Here is a 24,555-nt window from a genome sequence, read left to right on the forward strand (position 1 = left end):
TTTTTATTCTGATTTTAGAGAAGCGCTACCCTCTTCGGTTGCTAGTAGATAAAGGGCTTCTAGGTAGATGACTAAAGCCTTCCACAAATCATCTAATTCAATATATTCATTGGGTTGGTGAAGGGTGGCTTTTTTTCCTAAAAAAGCTGGTCCAAAGGTGATTCCTCTATCAAAGACGCGTCCATAGGTAATCCCCCCTATAGCTAGTGGTGGTGTTTGGTCTTTGGTGAGTTTACGGTAGGTATTTAGCAAGGTTTGGACCTCAGGACTATCGGTCTTAGCATGGCTTGGTTTTTGGTGGGATATAAGGCTTACATCTAGTTTGGTTTGATTTGCCCATGTTTTAAAAATGGACCAAGTCTTGTCAAAGCTAAGGCTAGCTGGGTAACGCCAATTGATTCCTATTGAAGCTTGTTTATTTTCTAAGGTGATAAAAGCTGTATTAAGAGTAGTATCTCCTAATTCTTTATCTTGATGAAAGATTCCTAGTTTTTTACCGCTGGTATCCTGCCAAAAATAGTTGTCAACGATTGCTAAAAACTCTTTGGCATTTTGATCTAGTGCCAACTGATTTAGGAAATGAACCAGATATAAGCCTGCATTGATACCTTGTGAAGGATCGGCAGCGTGCGCTGATTTTCCATAAAGAGTGAGTATTTGTTTGCTCTCGTCCTTTTCCCATTGTCCTTTTAAGTTGTTTTCGTTTAAGTAGGTCTCAAAAGCATCTTGTAGATTTTCTGGAAAATCAAGTTCAGCCGACGCCAAATCAGCAACAACATTGTAGGCCTGTCCAGCATGAAACTTAAGGAGCTGCTGAGAGTTGACAACTTTTTTAAAAGACAAAGAGGCAACCCCTTTTTCAGCATAAATCATAGGAAAGATACCGTCTGGAACAATTCCAAAATCAGGCATATCTTCCTTTTTGAAATAATGAGCCACCCCTCGCCAATCATTTTCTTCATCTGTACCATAAATCAGCCGAATACGTTGGTTGAAGTGGTAGCCTTGTTCTTTCAGAATCTTAACAGCATAATAGGCCATAAGCGTAGGACCTTTATCATCGAGAGCACCTCTTGCAAACAGTTTTCCATCTTTTAGGATGGGTGTAAAAGGATCCGTTTGCCATTTAGTCGCATCAGCCGGTACAACATCTAAATGGCTTAAAATACCTAGAAGCTTTTCACCATGTCCTATTTCAAGATGTCCAGCATAATGGTCAATATCTTTTGTGCTAAAGCCGTCCCTTTGCCCCAAAGCTAGCATGTACTCAAGTGCTTTTTGAATCCCTTCTCCAAATGGAGCACTAGGGGATGCTGTTTCAGGGTCTTTTACTGAAGGGATTTTTAAGAGACCTTGTAAATCAGCTAGTAAAGCTTCTTTATAGGGAGCAATGATGGTTTCCCAGTTTGTCATAAGTTACCTCCGTATTCTTACCTTTATACTACTCTATATCAGTGTAAAACTCTAGAGAAGGCTATATAAAAATTATTTATGGCGGGCGATAAATAATTAAGATTATGCAAGTCTTGTAGCGAGTGATAAGATAGTTATATTACAAATTAGGAGACGGCTAATGAAAATACAAAAGAAAGTTTTATTTGGTCTATTAGGACTAGCAATAACAGGTTTGCTTGTTGCTTGTGGTAATCATTCTTCGGCAACTAAGACAGAGAAGGCTCAAAAACAAACAACAGTTATTGCAGCAACTGGAGGAAATCCTAAACCTTTTACTTTTGAAGAAGATGGCAAGTTGACAGGACACAATATCGAATTGCTCAAGGCTGTTTTTGACAGACTGCCACAATATAAATTGGAAATTACAAAAGTTGAATTTGCCTCAATGTTTTCAGGTCTTAGCTCAGGGCGTTACCAGATTGCGGTGAATAATCTCGCTAAAAATGAGGAACGTGAGAAGAATTATCAATTTTCAGATCCGATTTTTAAAAATTCCTATGTTGTGATCTTTAAAAAAGGTAATAGCAAGGCCAAAGAAGCTAGCACATGGGCTGATTTAGCTGGACTTTCGACAGTAGGATCAGCTGGGGTAAACTCAACAACAGCCATCGAAGAGTACAACAAGTCCAATCCAGACAAGGAAATCGCCCTTAACTACAGCTCAGAAGATCTCAAATCTCAGTTGCAAAGCGTTGAGAGCGGTAAGTATGACTTCTTGGTTATGGACAAGCCAATGTTTGCCTATTATCAAAAGGAATATGACCTTGACTTGGTAGGTAAGGATATTTCAGGCAGTCTTTCAACTGATCTTATGGCAGAGCCTTATAGCTACTTCGTGCTTGGTAAAGAAGAAACACAATTGACCAAGGATGTTAATAAGGCACTTAAAGAAGTGATTGAAGACGGTACCTCTAAGAAAATCAATGAGAAATACTTTGGCACGGACTATTCGCCAAGCTACGACAAATAGGAGGATGAGATGACATTTGCATATCAGATTGAGACGGATGTGAATAAGGTGAATTTTCAGGAGGTAGCTGAGGTCCTTCATTCAGCTGGACTAGCTAAGGAGACAGATGTTCCTAACACTGAAAAAGCCTTCCGTAATAGTGATGTGACTATCTTTATCAAGGACGGTGATCGTGTAATCGGCGTTGGTCGTGCTTTGACCGACTTTGTGTCTCAGTCTGCTATTTATAATGTCGCTGTGGATAGTGCTTACCAGGGTCAGCATGTGGGTCATACCATTATCACTTTATTGCTAGAAAAGTTAAAAGGGACTAACATTATTCTCTATACCCATCCACAGACCTTGACTCTCTATGAAAAATATGGTTTTAGACGCAATAAAACAGCCTTCTCGCATTTTAGCCATGGTTCAGAGGAGGGCTTAAAATGGATGGAAGACGAAGGTTTCTTTTTACCAACAGGTTATCGTTTTGAGAGTGAGATTGGGAGGTATTAGGATGAAGAGAATTTGGACAGTCTTATTTAAACAAGAGAGTGATACTCATCTAGAGTTGAAACACTTGAAGTCTTTGCAAATTAGCGGTTATCTAGCAGAAGATATGACTTTTCTCTCTTATGAGAATGCATGGAGGACTCGCTAATGGCAACAGATTTTGTGAAAGGTGAGGTAGATGCCTCGGGGCGTTTTCAACGACAGAAAACACAATTCCTAACTCCCTTTGGCAGTGAGCAAGGGCAGCTGCCTGTGGCAAAGGATCGTTATCGTCTCATCGTTTCTTATGCCTGTCCTTGGGCTCATCGTCAATTAATTGCACTGAAACTCTTAGGACTTGAGGATGCTTTGACCATAGGTATTGTGGATCCTGTCAGACCGACTGGTATTGGACGTACCGATTGGGCTTTTAGTATAGATCCTAATGGTAAGGACCCTGTGCTAGGAGTAGCCTATCTCAGTGAGCTTTATCTGAAGACAGCCCCTGATTATCAAGGGCGATATACAGTGCCTGCCCTTGTTGATGTGGAGACCGGTCAAGTCGTTAATAACGATTTTTATAATCTTCTCAAGTTTTGGGAGACAGACTGGAAAGATTTGCATAAGGATGATGCTCCTGATTTGTACCCAGAGTCATTGCGAAAAGATATTGATGCCCTTAATGAAGTTATTTTCAATGATATCAATAATGGTGTTTATAAGGCTGGATTTGCTACGAGTCAGGAAGCCTATGAGGAGGCTTATGATAGTCTCTTTACTCGTCTGGATGAGTTAGAAGAACGCTTGTCACACTCTCGTTATTTATTCGGAAATCAAGTGACAGATTCAGATATTCGTCTTTATGTGACCTTGGCTCGTTTTGATGCGGCTTACTATAATGGTTTTCGTTGTAACCGTAATCGCCTGGTGGATTTTCCAAATCTCTGGGCTTATGCTCGTGACCTCTACCAGTTGCCAGCCTTCCGTGAGACCACCAAGTTTGATCATATTAAGAAACACTATCATCTAAGTGCCATTGACAACCCACATCAGATTTTACCTAAGGGTCCAGATGAAAAGGAGTGGCTAGAACCTCAGGATAGGACTAGTCGCCAGTATCAGTAAAAGAAATAGAACAAGGAGAATGTTATGACCAAAAAAGATATTAAACCAGTTACACTTAAAATACGTCCCGTTGAAACTAAGACGGAGATTGATGAACGTGGTGCCTTTCAACGCCAACCAAATCGCTTCACAACACCATTTGGAGATGGGAAAGGACAACTCAAGGCAGAAAAAGGCAAGTACCGACTCTTTTGGGCGCGAGGTTGCCACTGGTCTAACCGTGCTTCCATCGTACGTGAATTGCTTGGATTGGAGGATGTCATCTCAGTCAATCAGGTAGGTCACACTGAAGATCCTGAACGTCGTAAATATGGTTGGGAATTTGTCTATGATGAAGACCTTAAGGATCCTGAAACAGGAGCAGAATTTTTGGCAGAATTTTATTACCGTGCAGATCCCGATTACACAGGACGTTCTACCGTTCCAGCCTTGGTTGATCTTGATACCTACACGGTTGCCAATAATGATTACCACCGTTTGACCAACTATTTCGAGACAGCCTTCAAACCTTTCCATAAAGAAGGGGCACCAAACCTTTATCCTGAAGAACTTCGTGAGGATATTGATAACCTTAATGATAATGTTCTCTTCCCATACATCAATAATGGGGTTTACCGTATGATGTTTGCCCAATCTATTGTGGCTTATGAGGAGGCTTTTGACGATTTCTTTACTACTTTGGATGTACTTGAAAAACGCCTAGCTACCAATCGTTTCCTCTTTGGTGACTATGTGACAGACAGCGATGTCCGTTTATTCGTAACCTTGGCACGTTTTGATACACATTATTACCGTAACCTTGGTCCGATTAAGAAACGTATCTCTGAGTATGAAAATATCTGGGGCTATGCGCGTGATCTTTACGAAATCCCAGCCTTTAGAAATAACACTTATTTTCATGATATTGCCCGTGGTTGGGATACCAAGAAAGAAAAACTCTTTGTGGATTTCAACTCACGTTTTGCGGATGATATTGATTTTGATGCCATCTGGTCAACACCTCAAAAGCGTAAATACCTTTCAAAAACACCAGATCAAAAATTCTTGGTGGATTAAAGTCATCAAACAAGCGACACTCTGGGTTAGATGTCGCTTTTTTTGCGCTTTGATGATAAGATAGAAGTGACATAGGAAAATTCCTTAGATTGGTGCTCTTAATCCACACAGGGAGGTTGATTGACCTTGAGACACCACTATAATCTGTATGAAAAATCTAGAAAGACACTCGCCTGCAAATGCGTCTGTGAGTGTGTGTAACTTATGACTAAGAAAGTAGGAGTGGGCAAGGCTCACAGTAAGATTATTTTGATGGGGGAGCACTCGGTCGTTTATGGTCATCCTGCCCTTGCTCTCCCTCTTAAGGATATTGAGGTCGTCTGTCAGATTCAGGCGGCTGAGACTCCTTTGACGCTCAAGGCTCAAGACCCCTTGACGACGGCTATATTTTCAGCCCTTAATTATCTGGAAATCAAGAATCAGCCTATTAGCTATGCTATTAAGTCTAGCGTCCCTGAAAAGCGTGGCATGGGGTCGTCTGCGGCTGTAGCCATTGCAGCAATTCGAGCGGTCTTTGATTATTTCGATCAAGAGCTTAGCCGGGAGACCTTGGAAATGTTGGTTCATCAGGCGGAGACCATAGCCCATAGTAAACCGAGTGGTCTGGATGCTAAGACCTGCTTGAGTGACCAAGCTATTAGTTTTACTCGTAATATTGGTTTCAAGGAAATTGAGGTCAATCTAGGTGCCTATCTGGTTATTGCTGATACGGGCATCCATGGAAACACCCGTGAAGCTGTGGAAAAGGTTGAAGCCATTGGTTTAGATGCCTTATCAGACCTCAACCAATTGGGTGAATTAAGCCAGAAGGCGGAACTAGCCCTCGAAGCTAAGGACCAACATACCCTTGGACAGCTCATGTCTCAAGCCCATAATCATCTTAAATCTTTAGGCGTGTCTTGTGACTTGTCGGACCTTCTGGTAGCAACTGCCCTGAATCATGGTGCACTGGGAGCAAAGATGTCAGGTGGAGGACTGGGTGGCTGTATTATTGCCCTAACAAGTACCAAGGATCAAGCACAAACGATTGCAAAAAAACTTCAAGAAAAAGGAGCCGTAAACACGTGGATAGAAAGCCTGTAAGCGTCCAATCGTACGCAAATATTGCTATTGTCAAATACTGGGGTAAGGCGGATGCCGAGCGTATGATTCCTTCAACCAGTAGTATCTCACTGACTTTGGAAAATATGTATACGGAAACCAAGTTATCTTTTCTGCCCAAGGATGCGACCAGTGATGTCATGTATATCGATGACGAGCTCCAAGGGGAAAAAGAGACAACTAAGGCCAGCAAGGTTTTAGATCTCTTCCGTACTAATCCAAATCAGTATGTCAAAATCGAAACGTGGAACAATATGCCAACAGCAGCGGGTCTATCATCAAGTTCCTCAGGTCTTTCAGCTTTGGTCAAGGCCGCTAACGAGCTCTTCCAAGTAGGAAAAACGCAGTCTGAATTGGCTCAGATTGCCAAGTTTGCTTCAGGCTCTTCATCACGTTCTTTCTTTGGCCCATTGGCAGCCTGGGACAAGGATAGTGGTGAGGTTTACCCGGTTGAAACAGATCTCAAATTAGCCATGATTATGTTGGTCTTGACAGATCAAAAGAAACCCGTATCAAGTCGAGACGGTATGAAATTGTGTACCGAAACATCGACTTCTTTCCCAGAGTGGATTAAACAGTCTGAGCTTGATTATAAGGATATGTTGGCCTATCTCAAAGCAAATGATTTCCAAGCGGTCGGTGAGCTCACTGAAGCTAATGCCCTTCGTATGCACCAAACAACACGTACGGCTAACCCTCCATTTTCATATCTAACGGAAGCCTCTTATCAGGCTATGGACAAGGTTAAGGCCCTCCGTGCCTCTGGTGAGCAATGTTATTTCACTATGGATGCAGGACCAAATGTTAAGGTGCTTTGTCTGGAAGAAGACTTGGACCGCCTAGCAGACCACTTCCGTAAGGACTATCAGGTCATCGTTTCACGTACCAAGGAGTTGCCAGATGCTTAAGCAGTCGGTCAATCAGGTCACAGTAAAAACAGGTGGGAAACTCTACATTGCTGGAGAATACTCAGTCTTAACACCTGGTCAGACAGCCCTAATTCAATTTATTCCTATTTTTATGTCAGCAGAGGTCAAGGAAGCCCAAACTACCCAGTTAACCTCAGACATGTTTGACTACAGTGTGGGCCGTGAGCCAGACGTAAATTACGCCCTCATTCAAGAGGCTTTGAATACTTTTGAGAGCTATTGTGGTGAGAAGTTGCCCGCTCTGGACCTTTCAATCACTGGAAAGTTAGAACGAGATGGGGTTAAATTTGGTATTGGCTCATCTGGTTCAGTTGTGGTATTGACCCTTAAGGCCTTGGCAGCTACGCTTCAGAAAGATTTATCCAAAGACAGTCTCTTTAAGCTAGCTAGCTACACCCTCCTCAAACGAGGAGACAAGGGTTCGATGGGAGATTTAGCTTGTATCGTATACGAGGATTTGGTTTCCTATCGCTCCTTTGACCGTGCAAAAATAGCAGGGCTTATAGACCAAATGACTCTATCCGAACTTTTGGAAATCGACTGGGGTTATCGTATCAGTCCTGTAGTCTCAGTACTAAAGGCTCACTTCTTGGTGGGTTGGACCAAACAAGCTGCTATTTCAAAAGACATGGTTAAAATGGCCAAATCTCGCATATCAAGCAAGTATTTAAGTGAAACAGAACTTGCCGTCCAGGACGCCATCAAGGCACTGGAAACAGGAAATAAGAATTTGCTTAAGAGCAGTCTTCAAACTGTAAGTGACCAGTTGACATCATTGAGTCCAGATATTTATGTTGCCAAGCTAAAAAAACTCAAAGAAGCTGAACAAGGACTTGATGCTATCGCTAAATCCTCTGGAGCTGGAGGTGGTGATTGCGGTATCGCCTTTGTATTTGACCAAGCTAGCAGAGATATTCTAGTTGAGCGCTGGCAACAGGCAGGCATAGAGCTCTTGTATGAGATTTAGGGTCAGCTTAGTAGATATAATCACGCAAGAAAGTAAAGAAATAACCTATGACAAATCGTAAAGACGATCACATCCGTTATGCCCTCAAGTACCAGTCGCCCTACAATAGTTTTGACGATATGGAACTTATCCACAAGTCTCTACCGACTTATGATTTAGATCAGATTGACTTATCCACTCATTTTGCGGGTCGAGATTGGGAATTTCCCTTTTATATTAATGCCATGACGGGTGGTTCTGCCAAAGGTGGCGCTGTCAATCGAAAACTAGCTGAGGTGGCCAGCCGAACAGGTATTCTCATGGTAACGGGTTCCTACAGTGCTGCTCTAAAGGGAGAGGCACCGGAATCCTTTGACTATCGTCAAGAGTTTCCAGACTTAGACCTTGCGACCAATATCGGTGTTGATAAGTCTGTGGACCTGGGGATTAAGACGGTGGAAGCTATGGATCCAGTCTTTTTACAGCTCCATGTTAATCTTATGCAGGAGCTTCTCATGCCTGAGGGGGAGCGTATTTTCCACACTTGGAAGGAAAATGTGACGGCTTATGCACAGAAAATAGAGGTTCCTCTTGTGCTTAAGGAAGTTGGCTTTGGTATGGATGTGGAAACCATTCGTTACGCCTTGTCTCAGGGCATCAAGACTGTGGATATCTCAGGTCGTGGGGGAACTAGCTTTGCCTATATTGAAAATAGTCGAGGCGGCAACCGTGATTACCTCAATGACTGGGGACAAAGCACCGTCCAGACCCTCTTGCAAGCCCAAGACCTTCGTGATAATGTGGAAATCCTAGCCTCTGGTGGCGTGCGGAACCCACTTGATATGGTTAAATGTCTGGTTCTAGGAGCAAAAGGTGTAGGCCTCTCACGAACTGTCCTTGAATTGGTGGAACGTTACCCTGTGAATAAGGTTGTGGCTATCGTTAATGGCTGGAAGGACGACCTTCGTCTCATCATGTGTGCCCTTGATTGTCGGACTGTTGATGAGCTCAAATCTGTTGATTACATTCTACACGGTAAGCTACAAGGGACTTATGTCAAACAAGAGAAGTCATAAAGGTGACATTACTTTAACCCCGGTAAAGGATAAATAACTTTAATCTTGTTTAGACTTGATTTAAACGAGCATTTAACGAGACTTTCCGCTGTGAGAAAAGTTCTTGAAACACTAGTGTTTCAAGAACTCGGGATTTTTGAGAGTAAAACACTTTGGGGAACTGTTTTAGCCTGAGCCTAGAAATTAAAAAGTGAAGGGGCTCAAAAATTAGTCATGGAGCTTCGAAGAAGATCGCTGACGTCCGCACTCACTTAAGGAAAGTCTCAAAAATGTTCACAAAAAAGATAGTTTTGAAAAAAGAGCGTCAGCTCTTTTTTCATTACCGTCCATTCTGCCAAAACTTTCTCATTTATGGTATAATAGAGCGATTATAGATAATCAGAGGCCTTTAAAAACGGTTGTTCTGAAAGACATGTTTTCTCATAAATGAGAAACTGTACTTTTTCTAGGTCTCCATTCTTTCGTTGGCCATCCAGTGGGAGGTTGAGGCCCTGATATTTGGGGCTCAAGGCTAAAACCGTCACGAAAGAAATCATCACAAAAAAATATTAAGAAGGAAAAAGAAAATGAGTAATTACGCTATTATCCTTGCTGCGGGTAAAGGAACTCGCATGAAGTCAGATCTTCCAAAAGTATTGCACAAGGTTTCAGGCATCACTATGCTTGAGCATGTTTTCCGTGCAGTTTCAGCTATCGAACCAGCTAAAAATGTTACTGTTATTGGTCACAAGGCTGAGCTTGTTCGTGAGGTTTTGGATGGTCAATCTGCCTTCACTATGCAAACAGAGCAGTTGGGGACTGGTCACGCAGTAATGATGGCTGAAGAAGAGTTGGCTGGACTTGAAGGACAAACGCTTGTTATCGCTGGGGACACACCTTTGATTACCGGTGAAAGCCTTAAAAACCTTATTGATTTCCATGTTAATCACAAAAATGTTGCCACTATCTTGACTGCAACTGCCGACAATCCATTTGGTTACGGCCGTATCATCCGTAATGAAAATGGTGAAGTCACTAAGATTGTTGAGCAAAAAGATGCCAACGAGTTTGAACAACAGGTTAAAGAAATTAATACAGGGACTTATGTCTTTGACAATAAACGTCTCTTCGAAGCGCTTAAAAATATTAACACCAACAATGCTCAAGGGGAATACTACTTGACAGACGTTATCTCTATTTTCCGTGAAAATGGTGAAAAGGTAGGTGCCTTTACCCTTCGTGACTTTGAAGAAAGTCTTGGAGTTAACGACCGTGTGGCCCTAGCTACGGCAGAAGATGTTATGCGTCGTCGCATTAACAAGACTCACATGGTTAATGGTGTGACTTTCCAAAATCCAAACGCTACTTATATCGATGTGGATGTGGAAATTGAGCCAGATGTTGTCATTGAGGCTAACGTTACGCTTAAAGGGCAAACTAAAGTCGGTGCAGAGTCAGTACTGACAAATGGGACTTATATTGTTGATTCAACTATCGGTGCCAATACTGTTATCACTAACTCTATGATTGAGCATTCAGTGGTTGAAAAAGGAGTTACCGTTGGTCCATTTGCCCATATTCGTCCGGATTCAATTCTCAAAGAAGGCGTTCATATCGGTAACTTTGTCGAGGTCAAGGGTTCTACTATCGGTGAAAATACTAAGGCTGGTCACTTGACCTACATTGGTAATGCGGAAGTCGGTTCTGATGTTAATTTTGGTGCAGGGACAATCACTGTCAACTATGATGGTCAACATAAATTCAAGACCCAAATTGCTAACAACGTCTTTATCGGAAGCAATTCAACCTTGATTGCACCGCTTGAAATCGGGGACAATGCACTTACAGCAGCTGGTTCAACCATTACGGAAAATGTTCCAGCTGACAGTGTAGCCATTGGACGCGGCCGTCAGGTCAATAAAGAAGGCTACGCTATTAAGAAACCTCACCACCCAAGCCAACAAAAGTAGGCCTAAGCCTATCTAGTCTTACTTCTATTGGAGAGAAGACTTAGATTGAGGTCATAGATTAAAGGAGTCAAGTCATGGAGTTTGAAGAAAAAACACTCAAACGTGAGTCAAAATTTAAGGGACATATTTTTGAAGTTGCAGTGGACGAAGTTCTCTTGCCAGACGGTAAGACAGCTGGCCGCGAACTGATTTTCCACAAGGGAGCAGTGGCCGTTTTAGCTGTTACCCCTGAAGGGAAAATTATTATCGTCAAGCAATACCGTAAGGCTATTGAGGCGGTTTCCTACGAGATTCCTGCGGGTAAACTGGAAGTCGGTGAGGCTGGCGATGAGATGGCTGCAGCAGCGCGTGAACTTGAAGAGGAAACTCAGTATAAGGGCGAACTTAAATTGATTCATGAGTTTTACACAGCTATTGGTTTCTGTAATGAAAAAATTAAGCTCTATGTGGCTACAAACCTCAAGCCTGTTGAAAATCCACGCCCACTTGACGAAGATGAGTTTCTTGAAATCTATGAATTGACTTATGAGGAGTGTATGGAACTCGTAGCATCAGGTGCTATTCAGGATGCTAAAACCATCATTGCTCTCCAGTACTATGCACTTCATTTTGGAGGAAAATAAGTTATGAGTAAGCCACTTTTGACTGACGATGTCATTGAGCAGGCCAAGCGTGGGGAAATTGACTTAGAGGATCATCCTTATTATCAGGACTACGAGGAAGATTTCTATGATGAGGACTATGAGGCTAATTATCAGCCTTCTGCATATAAGAGCCGTCGAATTGAGAATGCTAAACGCAATCAATTTCAGCACAAGCTTAATCGCATCCTCTTTTGGGTTGTCGTCCTCTTGATTATTCTCTTCATTGCTGTCTTTTATTTCTAAAAAGTCTGTGAGTTGGATAGATGTCTCTGCTGACCTCTGATAAGATTACAAGTTGAAAAGGAACTATATGAAAATCGGAATTATCGCTGCCATGGAGCAGGAATTAGTGCTTCTAGTGGAGCAATTGGAAAATAAGGTTGAAGAAATTGTTTTAGGCAATACCTACTATACGGGACGATTAGGTAAACATGATGTTGTTTTGGTGCAATCAGGTGTAGGGAAGGTCATGTCAGCCATGTCTGTGGCTGTTCTGGCAGACCACTTTGAGGTTGAGGCCCTAATTAACACTGGATCTGCAGGAGCTGTAGCGCCTGGACTTAAGATTGGGGACGTGGTTGTGGCATCAAGATTAGCCTACCACGATGTTGATTTGACAGCCTTTGGCTATGATTTTGGTCAAATGTCTATGCAACCACTTTACTTTGAAAGTGACCTTGGCTTTGTAGAGACTTTTGAAAAGGTTTTGGCGCAAGCCTCTATCGACTCTAAAATTGGTCTTATTGCGACTGGTGATAGCTTTATTGCAGGTCAGGATAAGATTGATGCTATTAAAGGGCACTTTCCAGAAGTCTTAGCGGTGGAAATGGAAGGAGCAGCCATTGCTCAAGCTGCGCACAGTGTCAAGAAACCTTTCATCGTTGTCCGTGCTATGAGTGATACAGCAGCCCATGACGCTAATATTACCTTTGACGAATTCATTATTCAAGCGGGTAAACAATCAGCTGCTATCTTAGTGGAGTTTCTCAAAGAACTTGCTTGAGTAGTATAAATGAGTGTTAAAGTTCGCCTTCTTAATAAATTTAAAAGCTAACTGTCATTCTTAAGAGAATGGCAGTTTTTTCTTCTTTAAATTTAGATAATCTTCTAATCTTTGGAAGAAATAACTTGAATTTCGGCATTTTTAAAATAGAATAAGAATTAAAATTATGATAAAAAAATGAGAAAGTGAAACAATGTTAAATGAGGGCACTTAGCATAAAGCCTATAATATAAGGTTTTACAGATTTCACTATCTATTGATATCTTAGAAAGATTTACAAAACCTCCAAATAGGTAAATAATGTTCTTGCAAAGTTCTGAAAATAGTGTATAATCCAAAATGAAAAGGGTTACAAAAATGTTAAGATTTGTAATAATGGGAGGATAGAATCATGAATAACCTATTCGGTGATTCGAGGCAACGTTTCTCCATTCGTAAGTTTACGGTGGGCGTTGCATCGGTCTTACTTTCGTTTGCAGTTTTTGGTGTGAGTACCGCCAAAGCAGAGCAAGCTGAGGAGCCTAAAGGGCAACCAGCGACGAGTGTACTTGAGGAAGCTAGTGAGTCTGATGGCGGGGGCCAAAGGACAAGCACTAGTGTCTCAAGTTATGAAGCGACAGTTGAACCTACCGTTCATGCAGAAAGTACCAGTGCTATTTCAGTGACTGCTGTTACTAGTGAAGCTACGGTTCAAGAGCAAACGGTTGCAAGCTCTGAACAAACTAGTTCATCACAAGATAAGACTAGTGAAGCTCTTAGTGAGAAACCTGTTACTGTTAGTGAAACACGAGAAGCCAGTGCTAGCGAACTTGCTGCAGCTAGTAATAGTAGTTCAACTTCATCTGATAATTTTGGACTTAAGATTACCAATCTAAGTCGTCCAATTCCAGCGGATGTCAAGGTGACTAAGACAGGAACTGAAATTCATGTTCAAAACCCTAACGTTGAGCTTCAATTTCCAGACGGAAATAGTATTTACTCAAGAAGTAAGGTTGTTTATCATGATATTTCATTCCCTAACGATATAGCTATTAATTCAGGTGACAAAGTTATCTTCACTCTTCCAAGTGAATTGCAATTTAAGACAAGCTATAGTGTTAATGTTTACAACCCTAATAACGAAGTTGTTGGTATTGCTCAGGTAGATCCTAAGAATAACAGTGTTGTAACCACATTTAATCATTATTTCGAAGATCACCCTATTGGGAAATATATGAATTTAGAGTTAGATACGCTTTATTCTGAAGCTCTCAAAGGTGGCGAAAAATTGCACCTCAATTTCAATGGTCATGTCGTTAATGTGACAGTTGGTTCTGCAAATCCTATTCCTGGTGACGAAGTCATTGCTAAATGGGGTAGTCAGGACAAGAATGATTCAACCCTAATTAACTGGGGAATGCGTCTTAATTACGCAAGACGTGTCTTGAATAATCTTCAATTGATCGATACTTGGTCTGATAATCAAAGATTTGTTGATAATTCTTTAGAGTTACGTTACATTGATTCTGCTGAGCCATGGGTTGATAAGGGTTCAGCTATGGAATTGATTAAGAGTTTCTCTCATGACGATACTAAATTTGAGTTAAATCTTGGTCGTTTGGACCGTATGGTTTATGTTTGGTATCAGACACGATTGACCAACCCAGCATCAGATTCTAATAATCCTACGAATAAAGTTGACCTTCATGCAGATGTTGAGTCAAAAACATATACTTCTGAAGTACGTTTAGTTGGAGGTCGTGGAAATGCAGGTGGTGAACAACAAACGTATTTCAATCTTGAGCTTGAGAAGGACTTGGCGGGTAGAGACCTCAAGGACAAAGAGTTTACCTTCAAATTGGTTGATGTGACTGATGGTGCCAATCCTGTTGAGTTAGGGGAAACCACTAATGATGCCAAGGGTAAAATTGTCTTTTCAGATCTCTCACTCAGTAAGCCAGGCATCTATCATTATCGTGTGACAGAAGTTCCTGGTAATGATAGTGACGTCGTTTATGATAAGCTCCAAGCTGATGTGACTGTCCAAGTAGCTAGAGAAACCACAGATGGCCGAGAAAAATTAGTGGCCAAAGTGGTTTATCCAGATGACGTTATCTTTAACAATAAATTGGTAACACCAGCCAAGGCCAAAATTGCATTTGGTAAGGAATTGACCAAGGCAGGTGTTAAGCAAGATCTAAAAGCAGATCAATTCCAATTTGTCCTTAAAGACCGTTTTGGAAAAGTCCTTGAGACTGTTGGAAATACAGCTGACGGTCAGGTTGCCTTTAGTGAGTTGACCTTTAACAAGGTAGGTACCTACAACTACACTGTTGAAGAACTTGCAGATAAGGATGATGCAATTGTCTATGATACGATGAAAGCTGCTGTTTCTATCACGGTAACACGTGATGGTGATGCTCTTGTTTCAACCGTAGTTAATCCAAAAGACACCATCTTTAACAACAAGTTTGTGACTCCAGCTAAAGCTGCTATTCAGTTCAGTAAGGAATTGACTAAGGCAGGTGTTAACCAAACTTTGACTGCTAATGAGTTCCAATTTGTCCTCAAAGATAGTGCAGGCCATATTGTCGAAACTGTTGGAAATACAGCTGATGGTCGTGTGGCATTTAGTGAACTTCACTTTGATAAGGCAGGAACTTACACTTATACGGTTGAAGAAGTTAAGGGAACTAACGAAGATATCATCTATGATGGTATGAAAGCAACTGTTTGGATTACAGTAACCCGAGACGGTGATGCTTTGGTATCAACTGTTGCTAATCCAACGGACACTGTTTTCAATAACTATGTGAAAGAAGTGCAACCAGCCAAGGCTAAATTCGAATTGACCAAGGTTCTTACTGGTCGCAATCTAAAAGATGGTGAGTTTAGTTTCGTCCTCAAGGATGACAAGGGTAATGTTATCCAAACAGTAACCAATAATGCACAAGGAAACATTAGTTTCGATAACATTGTCTATGATAAACCAGGTGTTTACTACTACACTGTTGAAGAAGTCAAGGGCAATGAAGCCGACGTGGTTTACGATAACATGGTGGCCAAATTCCAAGTGACTGTTACTAAGACTGTGGGTGAAAAGGAAAATCTGCTTGTAGCAGCGGTTCTACTTCCTTTGGATACGGAATTCAACAATAGTTTCATTCCACCAAAACCTCCTACACCACCAACACCACCAACTCTGCCTACTCCACCGATGACACCAAAACCAGCTAAGCCAGTTGTATCCTCTGAGAAATCAGGACCTCAACTTCCAGAGACTGGTCAAGCTAATGATACTGCCTTGCTTGCTCTAGGAGTGGCAGCAGAAGTGGCAGCAGTCATGGGTGTAGCATATAGCCATCGTCGTCGTAAAGACATTTAAGGTGATGACCTAAAAGATTGAGAATACTCGATCTTTTTTGTGTTTTTCTACCCTATCTCATTAAATGAGAAATCAAGATAAAGTCAACTGCAAGATGAAATTTCGTCCAAATTAAGCTATAATGATGAGTATGAAAGTTCTACTTTATCTTGAAGGAAAATCGGTTCTTGAAAAATCTGGAATCGGACGGGCTCTCCACCATCAGATGCATGCCTTGGACTTGGCGGGGATTCCCTATACAACTGACATCTTGGGTGATTACGATGTCGTTCATATTAATACTTACGGACCACGCAGCTTGATGTTGTTGCATGCCGCAAAACGTCGTGGTAAGAAGGTCATCATGCATGGTCATTCAACACGTGAGGACTTTGAAAACTCATTCATCGGCTCTAACCTCATGGCTCCACTTTTTGGGAAATATTTGGCCCACATGTATCAAAAGGCTGATTACGTGATTACGCCATCTGAGTATTCCAAAAAATTGATTCAATCTTATGGGGTGACCACACCAATCATTGCTGTTTCAAACGGAATTGATCTTAAAAAATACGGCAAGGACCCACGTAAGGAAGAAGTTTTCCGAGATTACTTTGGTATCGAGGAAGGACAGCCAGTGGTTATTTGTGCGGGTCTTTACTTCCAACGTAAGGGAATTGAAGATTTTGTCAAGGTGGCTGAGAAAATGCCCCATGTTCGTTTCATTTGGCTAGGCAGTATCAGTAAATGGTTAATTCCTAAAAAGATTCGAGACATTGTCAATGGCAAGCATCCTGATAATGTTAGCTTCCCAGGTTATTTCAAGGGAGCTGTCTTCCAGGGAGCTATGAGTGGTGCTAGTACCTTCTTTTTCCCATCTTACGAAGAGACAGAAGGGATTGTGGTGCTGGAAGCCTTTGCGAGTCACCAACATGTGGTCTTGCGTGATATTCCTGTTTATGAGGGCTGGGTTGATGAGAAATCTGCCTCATTTGGGCACAACGTGGACGAATTTGTAGTAGCCTTACAAGATATCATTGATGGTAAAGTGGACAAACGTAAAGAAGGTTATAAGGTGGCAGAGAGTCGCTCGATTGATGATGTTGCCCAAAAACTTGTTGAAGCCTACAAAGAAGTATTGGAGATTTAAATGCGTATCGGATTGTTTACAGATACCTATTTTCCACAGGTATCAGGTGTTGCGACTAGTATTCGCACACTGAAGACGCAGTTGGAAAAAATGGGGCATAATGTCTTTATCTTTACTACGACTGATAGAGATGTTGACCGCTATGAAGACTGGCAGATTGTCCGTATTCCTAGTGTGCCTTTCTTTGCTTTTAAGGATCGCCGAGTGGCTTATCGTGGCTTTTCTAAGGCTCTAGAGATTGCCAAACAGTACAAGCTTGATATTATTCATACGCAGACCGAGTTCTCCTTGGGGCTTCTAGGGATTGCCATTGCGCGTGAACTTAGGATTCCTGTTGTACACACCTATCATACCCAGTATGAAGACTATGTCCGCTATATTGCCAAAGGTATGGTTATTCGACCCAGCATGGTTAAGTACATTGTTCGTGGTTTTATGAGTGACTTGGATGGGGTTATCTGTCCGAGTGAGATTGTTTATGACCTTTTGCTCAAGTATAAGATTGCTGCTGAAAAACGGGTCATTCCAACAGGTATTGAACTTGAGAAATTCCAGCGTCCAGAGATTACTGAGGAAGATGTGGCGGACTTGAGAGCCAAGCTTGGTATTGCTTCAGATGAAACCATGTTGTTGAGCTTGTCTCGTGTCTCTTATGAGAAAAATATCCAAGCCGTTTTGGCGGCTCTGCCTTCGGTTTTAGAGGAAGATGATAAGGTTAGGTTAGTTGTTGCTGGCGATGGCCCTTACCTACCAGATTTGAAGTCCCAAACCAAGAAACTTGGTATTGAGGATAAGGTGGTTTTCACAGGTATGATTGCACCTAGTGAGACGGCACTTTATTATAAGGCTGCTGACTTCTTTATTTCAGCATCAACCAGTGAGACGCAAGGTTTGACTTATTTGGAGGCCTTGGCAAGCGGTACACCTATCATTGCTCATGGAAATCCTTATTTGGACAATGTCATCACAGACCAGATGTTTGGAACGCTGTATTATCATGATAATGATTTAGCTGGGGCGATTTTAGAAGCGGCTATAGCAACGCCGGAAAAAGATGAGACTAAGTGGGCTGAGAAGCTCTATGAAATTTCTGCGGAAAACTTTGGAAAACGTGTCTATGAGTATTACTTGGACCTTACGATTTCTAAGGATTTCCATAATGATCTTAATGGTGAAGATAGTACTATGAAACGCTTGACCCGTATGGTGACTTATTTGCCAACTAAGGCTATTAGCTTGCCTGTCAATGGCTCTGTTCGTATTATCAAAGGATCTGCCAAACAGGTCAAGAAAATCAGAAATATCACAAAACTTTTGGATTAGGAAAGCTATCACATTTTCCTAGTCAGATAAAATCTTAGGATTGAGTAATAAAAAAGATAATTAGCTTGAAAAATTACAGTTTCATGCTATAATAACGCATAGAGACATATCAGTCATGGGAAATCTTTCAGAGAGCGTGTGGTGCTGGAAATCACGCAGAGGACATGGTTGGGACTACTCGATTAACTTTTTATGCAAACATAAAACGGTGGCCACGTTAGAGCCAATCAGAGGTGTAGGACAGACTCATTTTTTGTCGTACACGAACTAAGGTGGAACCACGTTGCGACGTCCTTTCGAGGAGGTCGTTTTTTAATTTTCTTGATTTAAGACTGTAAAATAAGAAAAACACTTCTGCTTTAGAAATAATTGATAACTAATATAAGGAGAACATCATGATTAAGATTACTTTCCCAGATGGCGCTGTTCGTGAATTCGAATCTGGCGTGACAACTTTTGAAATTGCACAATCTATCAGTAATTCTTTGGCAAAAAAAGCTCTTGCTGGTAAATTTAACGGTAAATTGATTGACACAACTCGTGCGATCACTGAAGATGGAAGCATTGAAATCGTGACACCAGATCACGAAGATGCCCTTCCAATCCTGCGTCACTCAGCGGCCCACTTGTTTGCTCAAGCAGCTCGTCGTCTCTTCCCAGATATCCACTTGGGTGTAGGTCCAGCTATTGAAGACGGATTCTACTACGATACAGACAATCAAGCTGGTCAAATTTCTAACGAAGATCTTCCTCGCATCGAAGAAGAAATGAAGAAAATCGTTAAAGAAAACTTCCCTTCAATCCGTGAAGAAGTGACTAAAGACGAGGCTCGCGAAATCTTCAAGAACGATCCATATAAATTGGAATTGATTGAAGAACACTCAGAAGATGAAGGTGGTTTGACTATCTATCGTCAAGGTGAATACGTTGACCTTTGCCGTGGTCCACACGTGCCATCAACTGGTCGCATCCAAATCTTCCATCTTTTGAATGTTGCTGGTGCTTACTGGCGTGGTAATAGTGATAATGCCATGATGCAACGTATCTATGGTACAGCCTGGTTCGATAAAAAAGATCTCAAGGCTTACCTTAAACGCCTTGAAGAAGCTAAAGAACGTGACCACCGTAAACTTGGTAAAGAACTTGATTTGTTCATGATTTCTCAAGAAGTTGGTCAAGGTCTTCCATTCTGGTTGCCAAATGGTGCGACAATCCGTCGTGAGTTGGAACGCTACATTGTCGATAAAGAGTTGGCTTCTGGCTACCAACACGTTTACACTCCGCCACTTGCTTCTGTAGAACTTTACAAGACTTCTGGTCACTGGGATCATTACCGTGAAGACATGTTCCCTCCAATGGATATGGGAGACGGTGAAGAATTTGTCCTTCGCCCAATGAACTGTCCACACCACATCCAAGTCTTCAAACACCATGTTCACTCTTATCGTGAATTGCCAATCCGTATCGCTGAAATCGGTATGATGCACCGTTACGAAAAATCTGGATCTCTTACAGGACTTCAACGTGTACGTGAAATGTCTCTTAATGATGGTCACCTCTTCGTTACGCCAGAACAAATCCAAGAAGAATTCCAACGTGCCCTTCAGTTGATTATCGACGTATATGAAGACTTCAACTTGACTGAGTACCGTTTCCGTCTCTCTCTTCGTGATCCAGAAGATACTCACAAGTACTTCGATAACGATGAAATGTGGGAAAATGCCCAAACCATGCTTCGTGCTGCACTTGACGAAATGGGCGTAGACTACTACGAAGCAGAAGGGGAAGCAGCCTTCTACGGACCAAAATTGGATATACAGGTTAAAACTGCCCTTGGGAAAGAAGAAACTCTTTCTACTATCCAGCTTGACTTCTTACTTCCAGAACGCTTCGACCTTAAATATATCGGAGCGGATGGGGAAGAGCACCGTCCAGTTATGATTCACCGTGGGGTTATCTCAACAATGGAACGCTTCACAGCCATCCTCATCGAGAACTATAAAGGAGCCTTCCCAACTTGGTTGGCACCACAACAAGTGACAGTAATCCCTGTTTCTAACGAAGCTCACACAGATTACGCATGGGAAGTTGCTAAACAACTTCGTGACCGTGGTGTCCGTGCCGAGGTTGATGAGCGCAACGAAAAAATGCAGTTCAAAATCCGTGCTTCTCAAACCCAAAAAGTTCCTTACCAATTGATTGTTGGTGATAAGGAAATGGAAGACAAGTCTGTTAACGTTCGTCGCTATGGACAAAAACAGACACACACTGAAACTGTGTCAGAATTTGTAGAAAATATCCTTGCTGATATCGCTCGCAAATCACGCCCAGATGCCGAATAAATCAGAAAGTCGGTTAGCTAAGCTAGCTGACTTTTTGTAGGATAAACCATGCATGTTTTTATAAAAAGACTTTTATTTCTGCTAGGAGTCGTTCTGGTCTTGTTACTGGCTAGCTTTACTTACCATAGATTAGCCTTACAAAGAGAGAAGGCATCTCTAAACCCTATAGGTCAAATGGTAGCTGTCAATGGACACAAAATGAGCGTCTATGTAAAAGGAAACGGTCCGCAAACCTTAGTTTTTCTCTCTGGTGCAGGAACGGCTTCGCCAATTCTAGATTTTAAAGAGCTATATAATGGGCTTTCAAAGGAGTACAAGGTAGTCGTTGTTGAAAGAGCTGGCTATGGTTACAGTGAGGACACGTCTAAGTCAAGAGATGTATCTGTGATCCTTTCAGAGACACGTCAAGCTCTAGCCAAAGCTCATGTGTCAGGTCCCTATATAGTAATCTCTCATTCGATGGCCTCCTTAGAAACCCTTTTGTGGCAAGAAAAATACCCAAGTGAAATCCAGGCAGTCATTGGCTTAGATTGGGCTCTACCAGAGAGTTATTCTCAATTGAAAACGCATCCCCAGATGTTGCGTCTGGCTCGTTGGGGAAGTCAATTAGGCCTATTAAGGTATTTACCAAGTCGCTTATATATGCCTAATGAAAATCTTAATAGTAGTGACCGACGCCTCTATCAACGAATAGCCTATCGTCAAATACTGTCGCAAGCCATGTTAAATGAGAGCCTATCTGTTAAGGAAAATGCTAAAAAGGTTGATACTAGGATAAATTCGCAAATCCCAACCTTACTTCTAGTTTCTAATGGAGAAGGCACGGGTTTTAGCCAGGAGGAGTGGCGACATTATGCGACTAGATTTGCAAAGGACCAGGAAAATATCGAACTGACTTTTTATGATGCTCCACATTATCTTTATCACTATCACACCAAAGAGGTAGTTGCTAAGATAGAGGACTTCATAAAGGAGACCACTGATTAAACTAACTGATGTTATTGAGGAGAGATGAGATGCTCATAGGCTCAAAAAGCTTTTCTAGCTTATGGAAGGGATGGCAAAAGGAATACCAGCCATTGCAGGTACTGAAGTTATTGCTTGCTTATATAGAGATGCCAGAGGATCTATCTGGGGAGCTTGAGGAAACTCAGCGTTTATTATCCTATTTTGCCCCTGACTTGGCGCCTCATGATGCCTTCTGGAAGGATATTGTCAGGTTGGTAAATTTGGCTTTTCCTGATGATAGCTTGTCTCAGGAAGGCCTTGTAGAGCGACAAATCCATCAGCTACGTTACCTGATTTCGAGTCAACAGGCCCAGTATGTGAGGACACATTATAAAAAAACAGGGATGACAGACAAGGAAGCTTTAGCTGTCTATCTCAGATGGAAACCTTTCACCATGTTTGATCAGGGACGTCTGCACCAAAAGATTTCTTTCTGTGATGGCAAGGTGATTTATCCAGATGGGATTCCTAGTGTTAATCTCAAGATTCTCCTCTATAATCGCATAGAGTTTATTCTAGATAGTCAGGGAAATTTTCTCAATGAGGCCGATGCGGAAAAGGTAACTGAGAGTGGTGTGGTAAATGGAGCTAGTTTCAACTATGGTAAATTCAAGCGCCACTGGCAACTGGATGTGGAGCCAGTCCAACCACACGATCCGGCCTTTCGTAATCGGATGACTAAGGGTTTTCGATCACCCAACAAATTGAGGAAGAAGTGGGGCCAGAAAGAGCCTGAGCATTTTGACAAGTCTTTTTACAATCCAAATGGTATCTATGCCCAGTCCCATAGATCTTTGGCTAATGATGTCAAACGCCAAGCCAGATCTTTTTTCGCCATGGTTTATGGTTTCAGAACGTTTTATACAAAGCAATCAAAGGAGGTTTCTATGTCTAATCAACCAAAAAACAATAAAGGAACAGCGGTTCTAGGATCGCTCGTCTTTATGGCCTTATATGCCCTAGGTATTTGGCACAATGCTGTCCGAGGAAATATCCCTTTCCTTATTCTTTGGAGTGTTTTACTCCTTATTAATGTCAGCTATTTGATTTTCCGCTTGAAAAAATAAAAAAATAAGCCAGACCTGTAAGAAATTCAGGTCTGGCTTATTTTTTATGTTCAATTTTAACTTACCACTTGCTTTCTTCTGGGATAATAATCCAGCAAACGATGTAGAAAAGAAAACCTGTTCCGAATAAGAAAATCGCTGCGGCCCAGATGAGGCGAATAATGATAGGGTCAATATCAAGATAGTTGGCGATACCAGAACAAACACCGGCGATGATTTTGTTGTTAGGATCTCGTCTGAGTTCTTTTTTCATATGATTTACCTCCATGTGGCCTTATTATATCATAACTATTTGAAGGCTGGTACTAGTTTTAAGAAAGCATGAAATAGACGATACCCATATACTGGAGAGCTGAAGCCAACATGATGAAGAGGTGCCAAATCATGTGGAAGTATGGTTTTTTCTTAGCATAGAAGGCTGCGCCAACCGTGTATGATAATCCTCCAGCAAGCATAAGTCCCCAAAAAGCTGGACCTGTCTTTGTGACGATAGCTGGAATAATGAAGATAACCAACCAACCCATCATTAGATAGAGGAAGAGGGAGAATTTTTCATTGATTTTTTTAGCAAAGATTTTGTAGAGAATACCAAAAATCGTTGTTCCCCATTGAAGAATGATGATGCTGTAACCTAGCCAACCGCCAACTAGCGATAGGGCAACAGGGGTGTAACTTCCAGCGATGGCGATATAAATCATGCTGTGGTCAATAATTCTTAGGACCATCTTGTGAGGTGAATTGTAATCCATGGCATGATAGATGGCTGAGCTCAAAAACATGAGGAAGAGGCTAATGACAAAAACGGACATTCCGACAGCAGCAGTCATGCCGTAGCCATTGTTGGCATGAACGGCAGTAATTGGCAATAAGACCAACATGGCCATGGCACCGACAGCGTGTGTCACACTGTTTGCCACTTCCTCACCAAAGCTAAGTTTTTTACTGAGTTTGAGGTTGAGAGAAGTGTTAAAAGTAGCAGTATTAGACATTATTTCCTCCTTCAAGGTCGTTCAAAAGTTGATGGGTAGCTCGGTAGCATTGAAGTGTCTGGCAGGCTGAAAGTATGACTTGTGGAGCCTCTTCAGGGACTTGACCATTCATGCAGGCCACAAAGTCATTGTAGTAGGTCCTTTGACTTTCAGCATCTGTCCGTAGGATTTCAAGGGTTTTAGCAATCTCAGAAATCTCAAAGACGGTCTTCAGACTGGTAATGACAATGAGTCTGGCTAATTGAGCTGCATTATATTTTTTCTTGATGGGTTTTGCGACATGGCCATGTTTGACATAATTATTGACCATTGAGGCGGTTAGCCCCTTGTCGTTTGGTCCCAAAGTGCTCTGGGTGACCTGATTGACATAGAGCAAAACCTGATCCAAATAGAGTTCTATCTCTGGTAATTCCTCCCAGAGAGGGTATTGTTGTGTTGTCAAATTATAAAAACCCCTTCACCTAGTTTTCATAACTAGATTATAACATTATAGAAATCCAAGTCAAGTCAGAACTTAAAAGACAAGAAAAAAGATGATGAAATAAGGGTTTCCAACATCTTCATTTTTCTTTTAGCCTTAAAAGCGGAAGTGATATTTTAAACTTCTA

At 41.7% G+C, this 24,555-nt stretch carries 22 protein-coding genes; 18 read left to right on the forward strand and 4 right to left on the reverse strand.

Going from position 1 to position 24,555, the window contains the following annotated elements; genetic code table 11:
* Positions 1-3: 3 nt before the first annotated feature.
* Positions 4-1,413 (reverse strand): dipeptidase PepV, encoded by a 1,410-nt coding sequence (pepV, locus tag RWZ99_RS02860; protein ID WP_314676230.1) that lies wholly within the window; start codon positions 1,411-1,413, stop codon positions 4-6.
* 160 nt (positions 1,414-1,573) lie between these two features.
* Between pepV and RWZ99_RS02865 the strand changes: the two genes are divergently transcribed.
* From RWZ99_RS02865 to RWZ99_RS02950, 18 genes are all read left to right on the forward strand, one after another.
* Complete coding sequence (locus RWZ99_RS02865; protein WP_314676231.1) at positions 1,574-2,425, forward strand: transporter substrate-binding domain-containing protein; 852 nt, start codon at positions 1,574-1,576, stop codon at positions 2,423-2,425.
* A 9-nt stretch (positions 2,426-2,434) separates the two neighbouring features.
* Positions 2,435-2,920: a GNAT family N-acetyltransferase gene (locus RWZ99_RS02870; RefSeq protein WP_314676232.1), complete on the forward strand. Its 486-nt coding sequence runs from the start codon at positions 2,435-2,437 to the stop codon at positions 2,918-2,920.
* Positions 2,921-3,064: 144 nt separating this feature from the next.
* Positions 3,065-4,021 carry a glutathione S-transferase C-terminal domain-containing protein gene (locus tag RWZ99_RS02875; protein WP_314676233.1) on the forward strand — a complete coding sequence of 319 codons (957 nt, stop codon included), beginning with the start codon at positions 3,065-3,067 and terminating at the stop codon, positions 4,019-4,021.
* A gap of 24 nt (positions 4,022-4,045) precedes the next feature.
* Positions 4,046-5,077, forward strand: a complete 1,032-nt coding sequence (locus RWZ99_RS02880) for a glutathione S-transferase C-terminal domain-containing protein (protein ID WP_314676234.1) — start codon at positions 4,046-4,048, stop codon at positions 5,075-5,077.
* Positions 5,078-5,281: 204 nt separating this feature from the next.
* A complete protein-coding gene (mvk, locus tag RWZ99_RS02885; RefSeq protein WP_314676235.1) occupies positions 5,282-6,160 on the forward strand; it encodes a mevalonate kinase in 879 nt (292 codons plus the stop codon).
* Complete coding sequence (gene mvaD / locus RWZ99_RS02890) at positions 6,142-7,086, forward strand: diphosphomevalonate decarboxylase (protein ID WP_314676236.1); 945 nt, start codon at positions 6,142-6,144, stop codon at positions 7,084-7,086. The genes mvk and mvaD overlap by 19 nt, the downstream gene beginning before the upstream one ends.
* Positions 7,079-8,074, forward strand: coding sequence for a phosphomevalonate kinase (locus tag RWZ99_RS02895; protein ID WP_314676237.1), 996 nt, complete (start codon positions 7,079-7,081; stop codon positions 8,072-8,074). The genes mvaD and RWZ99_RS02895 overlap by 8 nt, the downstream gene beginning before the upstream one ends.
* A gap of 47 nt (positions 8,075-8,121) precedes the next feature.
* Positions 8,122-9,129 carry a type 2 isopentenyl-diphosphate Delta-isomerase gene (fni, locus tag RWZ99_RS02900; RefSeq protein WP_314676238.1) on the forward strand — a complete coding sequence of 336 codons (1,008 nt, stop codon included), beginning with the start codon at positions 8,122-8,124 and terminating at the stop codon, positions 9,127-9,129.
* Positions 9,130-9,695: 566 nt separating this feature from the next.
* Positions 9,696-11,078: a bifunctional UDP-N-acetylglucosamine diphosphorylase/glucosamine-1-phosphate N-acetyltransferase GlmU gene (gene glmU, locus RWZ99_RS02905; RefSeq protein WP_314676241.1), complete on the forward strand. Its 1,383-nt coding sequence runs from the start codon at positions 9,696-9,698 to the stop codon at positions 11,076-11,078.
* Positions 11,079-11,152: 74 nt separating this feature from the next.
* The gene (locus tag RWZ99_RS02910; protein ID WP_314676243.1) at positions 11,153-11,701 is read left to right on the forward strand and encodes an NUDIX hydrolase; all 549 of its coding nucleotides are present in this window, start codon (positions 11,153-11,155) and stop codon (positions 11,699-11,701) included.
* Positions 11,702-11,704: 3 nt separating this feature from the next.
* Positions 11,705-11,965, forward strand: coding sequence for a cell wall synthase accessory phosphoprotein MacP (macP, locus tag RWZ99_RS02915; RefSeq protein WP_314676244.1), 261 nt, complete (start codon positions 11,705-11,707; stop codon positions 11,963-11,965).
* A gap of 67 nt (positions 11,966-12,032) precedes the next feature.
* Positions 12,033-12,725, forward strand: coding sequence for a 5'-methylthioadenosine/adenosylhomocysteine nucleosidase (locus RWZ99_RS02920; RefSeq protein ID WP_314676245.1), 693 nt, complete (start codon positions 12,033-12,035; stop codon positions 12,723-12,725).
* A 391-nt stretch (positions 12,726-13,116) separates the two neighbouring features.
* Positions 13,117-16,089, forward strand: a complete 2,973-nt coding sequence (locus RWZ99_RS02925; RefSeq protein WP_314676247.1) for a Spy0128 family protein — start codon at positions 13,117-13,119, stop codon at positions 16,087-16,089.
* A gap of 130 nt (positions 16,090-16,219) precedes the next feature.
* Positions 16,220-17,218, forward strand: coding sequence for a glycosyltransferase (locus RWZ99_RS02930; RefSeq protein ID WP_314676248.1), 999 nt, complete (start codon positions 16,220-16,222; stop codon positions 17,216-17,218).
* On the forward strand, positions 17,219-18,541 hold the full coding sequence (locus RWZ99_RS02935; protein WP_314676249.1) for a glycosyltransferase family 4 protein: 1,323 nt from the start codon (positions 17,219-17,221) through the stop codon (positions 18,539-18,541).
* 395 nt (positions 18,542-18,936) lie between these two features.
* Complete coding sequence (gene thrS, locus RWZ99_RS02940; RefSeq protein ID WP_314676251.1) at positions 18,937-20,883, forward strand: threonine--tRNA ligase; 1,947 nt, start codon at positions 18,937-18,939, stop codon at positions 20,881-20,883.
* Positions 20,884-20,931: 48 nt separating this feature from the next.
* The gene (locus tag RWZ99_RS02945) at positions 20,932-21,870 is read left to right on the forward strand and encodes an alpha/beta hydrolase (RefSeq protein WP_314676252.1); all 939 of its coding nucleotides are present in this window, start codon (positions 20,932-20,934) and stop codon (positions 21,868-21,870) included.
* 29 nt (positions 21,871-21,899) lie between these two features.
* Complete coding sequence (locus tag RWZ99_RS02950) at positions 21,900-22,958, forward strand: DUF3114 domain-containing protein (protein ID WP_314676253.1); 1,059 nt, start codon at positions 21,900-21,902, stop codon at positions 22,956-22,958.
* 61 nt (positions 22,959-23,019) lie between these two features.
* Here the strand turns inward: RWZ99_RS02950 and RWZ99_RS02955 are convergent, their stop codons facing one another.
* The 3 genes from RWZ99_RS02955 to RWZ99_RS02965 are packed head-to-tail and all read right to left on the reverse strand — an operon-like array spanning position 23,020 to position 24,389.
* A complete protein-coding gene (locus RWZ99_RS02955; protein WP_399556040.1) occupies positions 23,020-23,226 on the reverse strand; it encodes a PspC domain-containing protein in 207 nt (68 codons plus the stop codon).
* 43 nt (positions 23,227-23,269) lie between these two features.
* Positions 23,270-23,947 (reverse strand): hemolysin III family protein, encoded by a 678-nt coding sequence (locus RWZ99_RS02960; RefSeq protein ID WP_314676254.1) that lies wholly within the window; start codon positions 23,945-23,947, stop codon positions 23,270-23,272.
* Positions 23,940-24,389: a DUF1836 domain-containing protein gene (locus tag RWZ99_RS02965; protein ID WP_314676256.1), complete on the reverse strand. Its 450-nt coding sequence runs from the start codon at positions 24,387-24,389 to the stop codon at positions 23,940-23,942. The genes RWZ99_RS02960 and RWZ99_RS02965 overlap by 8 nt, the downstream gene beginning before the upstream one ends.
* Positions 24,390-24,555: the final 166 nt, after the last annotated feature.

The sequence above is a fragment of the uncultured Streptococcus sp. genome (assembly GCF_963545685.1).
GTDB lineage: Bacteria > Bacillota > Bacilli > Lactobacillales > Streptococcaceae > Streptococcus.

Coding starts and splice junctions, on each gene's coding strand:
- pepV (WP_314676230.1), bottom strand. CDS start 1,413: ATGACAAACTGGGAAACCATCATTGCTCCCTATAAAGAAGCTTTACTA.
- RWZ99_RS02865 (WP_314676231.1), top strand. CDS start 1,574: ATGAAAATACAAAAGAAAGTTTTATTTGGTCTATTAGGACTAGCAATA.
- RWZ99_RS02870 (WP_314676232.1), top strand. CDS start 2,435: ATGACATTTGCATATCAGATTGAGACGGATGTGAATAAGGTGAATTTT.
- RWZ99_RS02875 (WP_314676233.1), top strand. CDS start 3,065: ATGGCAACAGATTTTGTGAAAGGTGAGGTAGATGCCTCGGGGCGTTTT.
- RWZ99_RS02880 (WP_314676234.1), top strand. CDS start 4,046: ATGACCAAAAAAGATATTAAACCAGTTACACTTAAAATACGTCCCGTT.
- mvk (WP_314676235.1), top strand. CDS start 5,282: ATGACTAAGAAAGTAGGAGTGGGCAAGGCTCACAGTAAGATTATTTTG.
- RWZ99_RS02895 (WP_314676237.1), top strand. CDS start 7,079: ATGCTTAAGCAGTCGGTCAATCAGGTCACAGTAAAAACAGGTGGGAAA.
- fni (WP_314676238.1), top strand. CDS start 8,122: ATGACAAATCGTAAAGACGATCACATCCGTTATGCCCTCAAGTACCAG.
- glmU (WP_314676241.1), top strand. CDS start 9,696: ATGAGTAATTACGCTATTATCCTTGCTGCGGGTAAAGGAACTCGCATG.
- RWZ99_RS02910 (WP_314676243.1), top strand. CDS start 11,153: ATGGAGTTTGAAGAAAAAACACTCAAACGTGAGTCAAAATTTAAGGGA.
- macP (WP_314676244.1), top strand. CDS start 11,705: ATGAGTAAGCCACTTTTGACTGACGATGTCATTGAGCAGGCCAAGCGT.
- RWZ99_RS02920 (WP_314676245.1), top strand. CDS start 12,033: ATGAAAATCGGAATTATCGCTGCCATGGAGCAGGAATTAGTGCTTCTA.
- RWZ99_RS02925 (WP_314676247.1), top strand. CDS start 13,117: ATGAATAACCTATTCGGTGATTCGAGGCAACGTTTCTCCATTCGTAAG.
- RWZ99_RS02930 (WP_314676248.1), top strand. CDS start 16,220: ATGAAAGTTCTACTTTATCTTGAAGGAAAATCGGTTCTTGAAAAATCT.
- RWZ99_RS02935 (WP_314676249.1), top strand. CDS start 17,219: ATGCGTATCGGATTGTTTACAGATACCTATTTTCCACAGGTATCAGGT.
- thrS (WP_314676251.1), top strand. CDS start 18,937: ATGATTAAGATTACTTTCCCAGATGGCGCTGTTCGTGAATTCGAATCT.
- RWZ99_RS02945 (WP_314676252.1), top strand. CDS start 20,932: ATGCATGTTTTTATAAAAAGACTTTTATTTCTGCTAGGAGTCGTTCTG.
- RWZ99_RS02950 (WP_314676253.1), top strand. CDS start 21,900: ATGCTCATAGGCTCAAAAAGCTTTTCTAGCTTATGGAAGGGATGGCAA.
- RWZ99_RS02955 (WP_399556040.1), bottom strand. CDS start 23,226: ATGGAGGTAAATCATATGAAAAAAGAACTCAGACGAGATCCTAACAAC.
- RWZ99_RS02960 (WP_314676254.1), bottom strand. CDS start 23,947: ATGTCTAATACTGCTACTTTTAACACTTCTCTCAACCTCAAACTCAGT.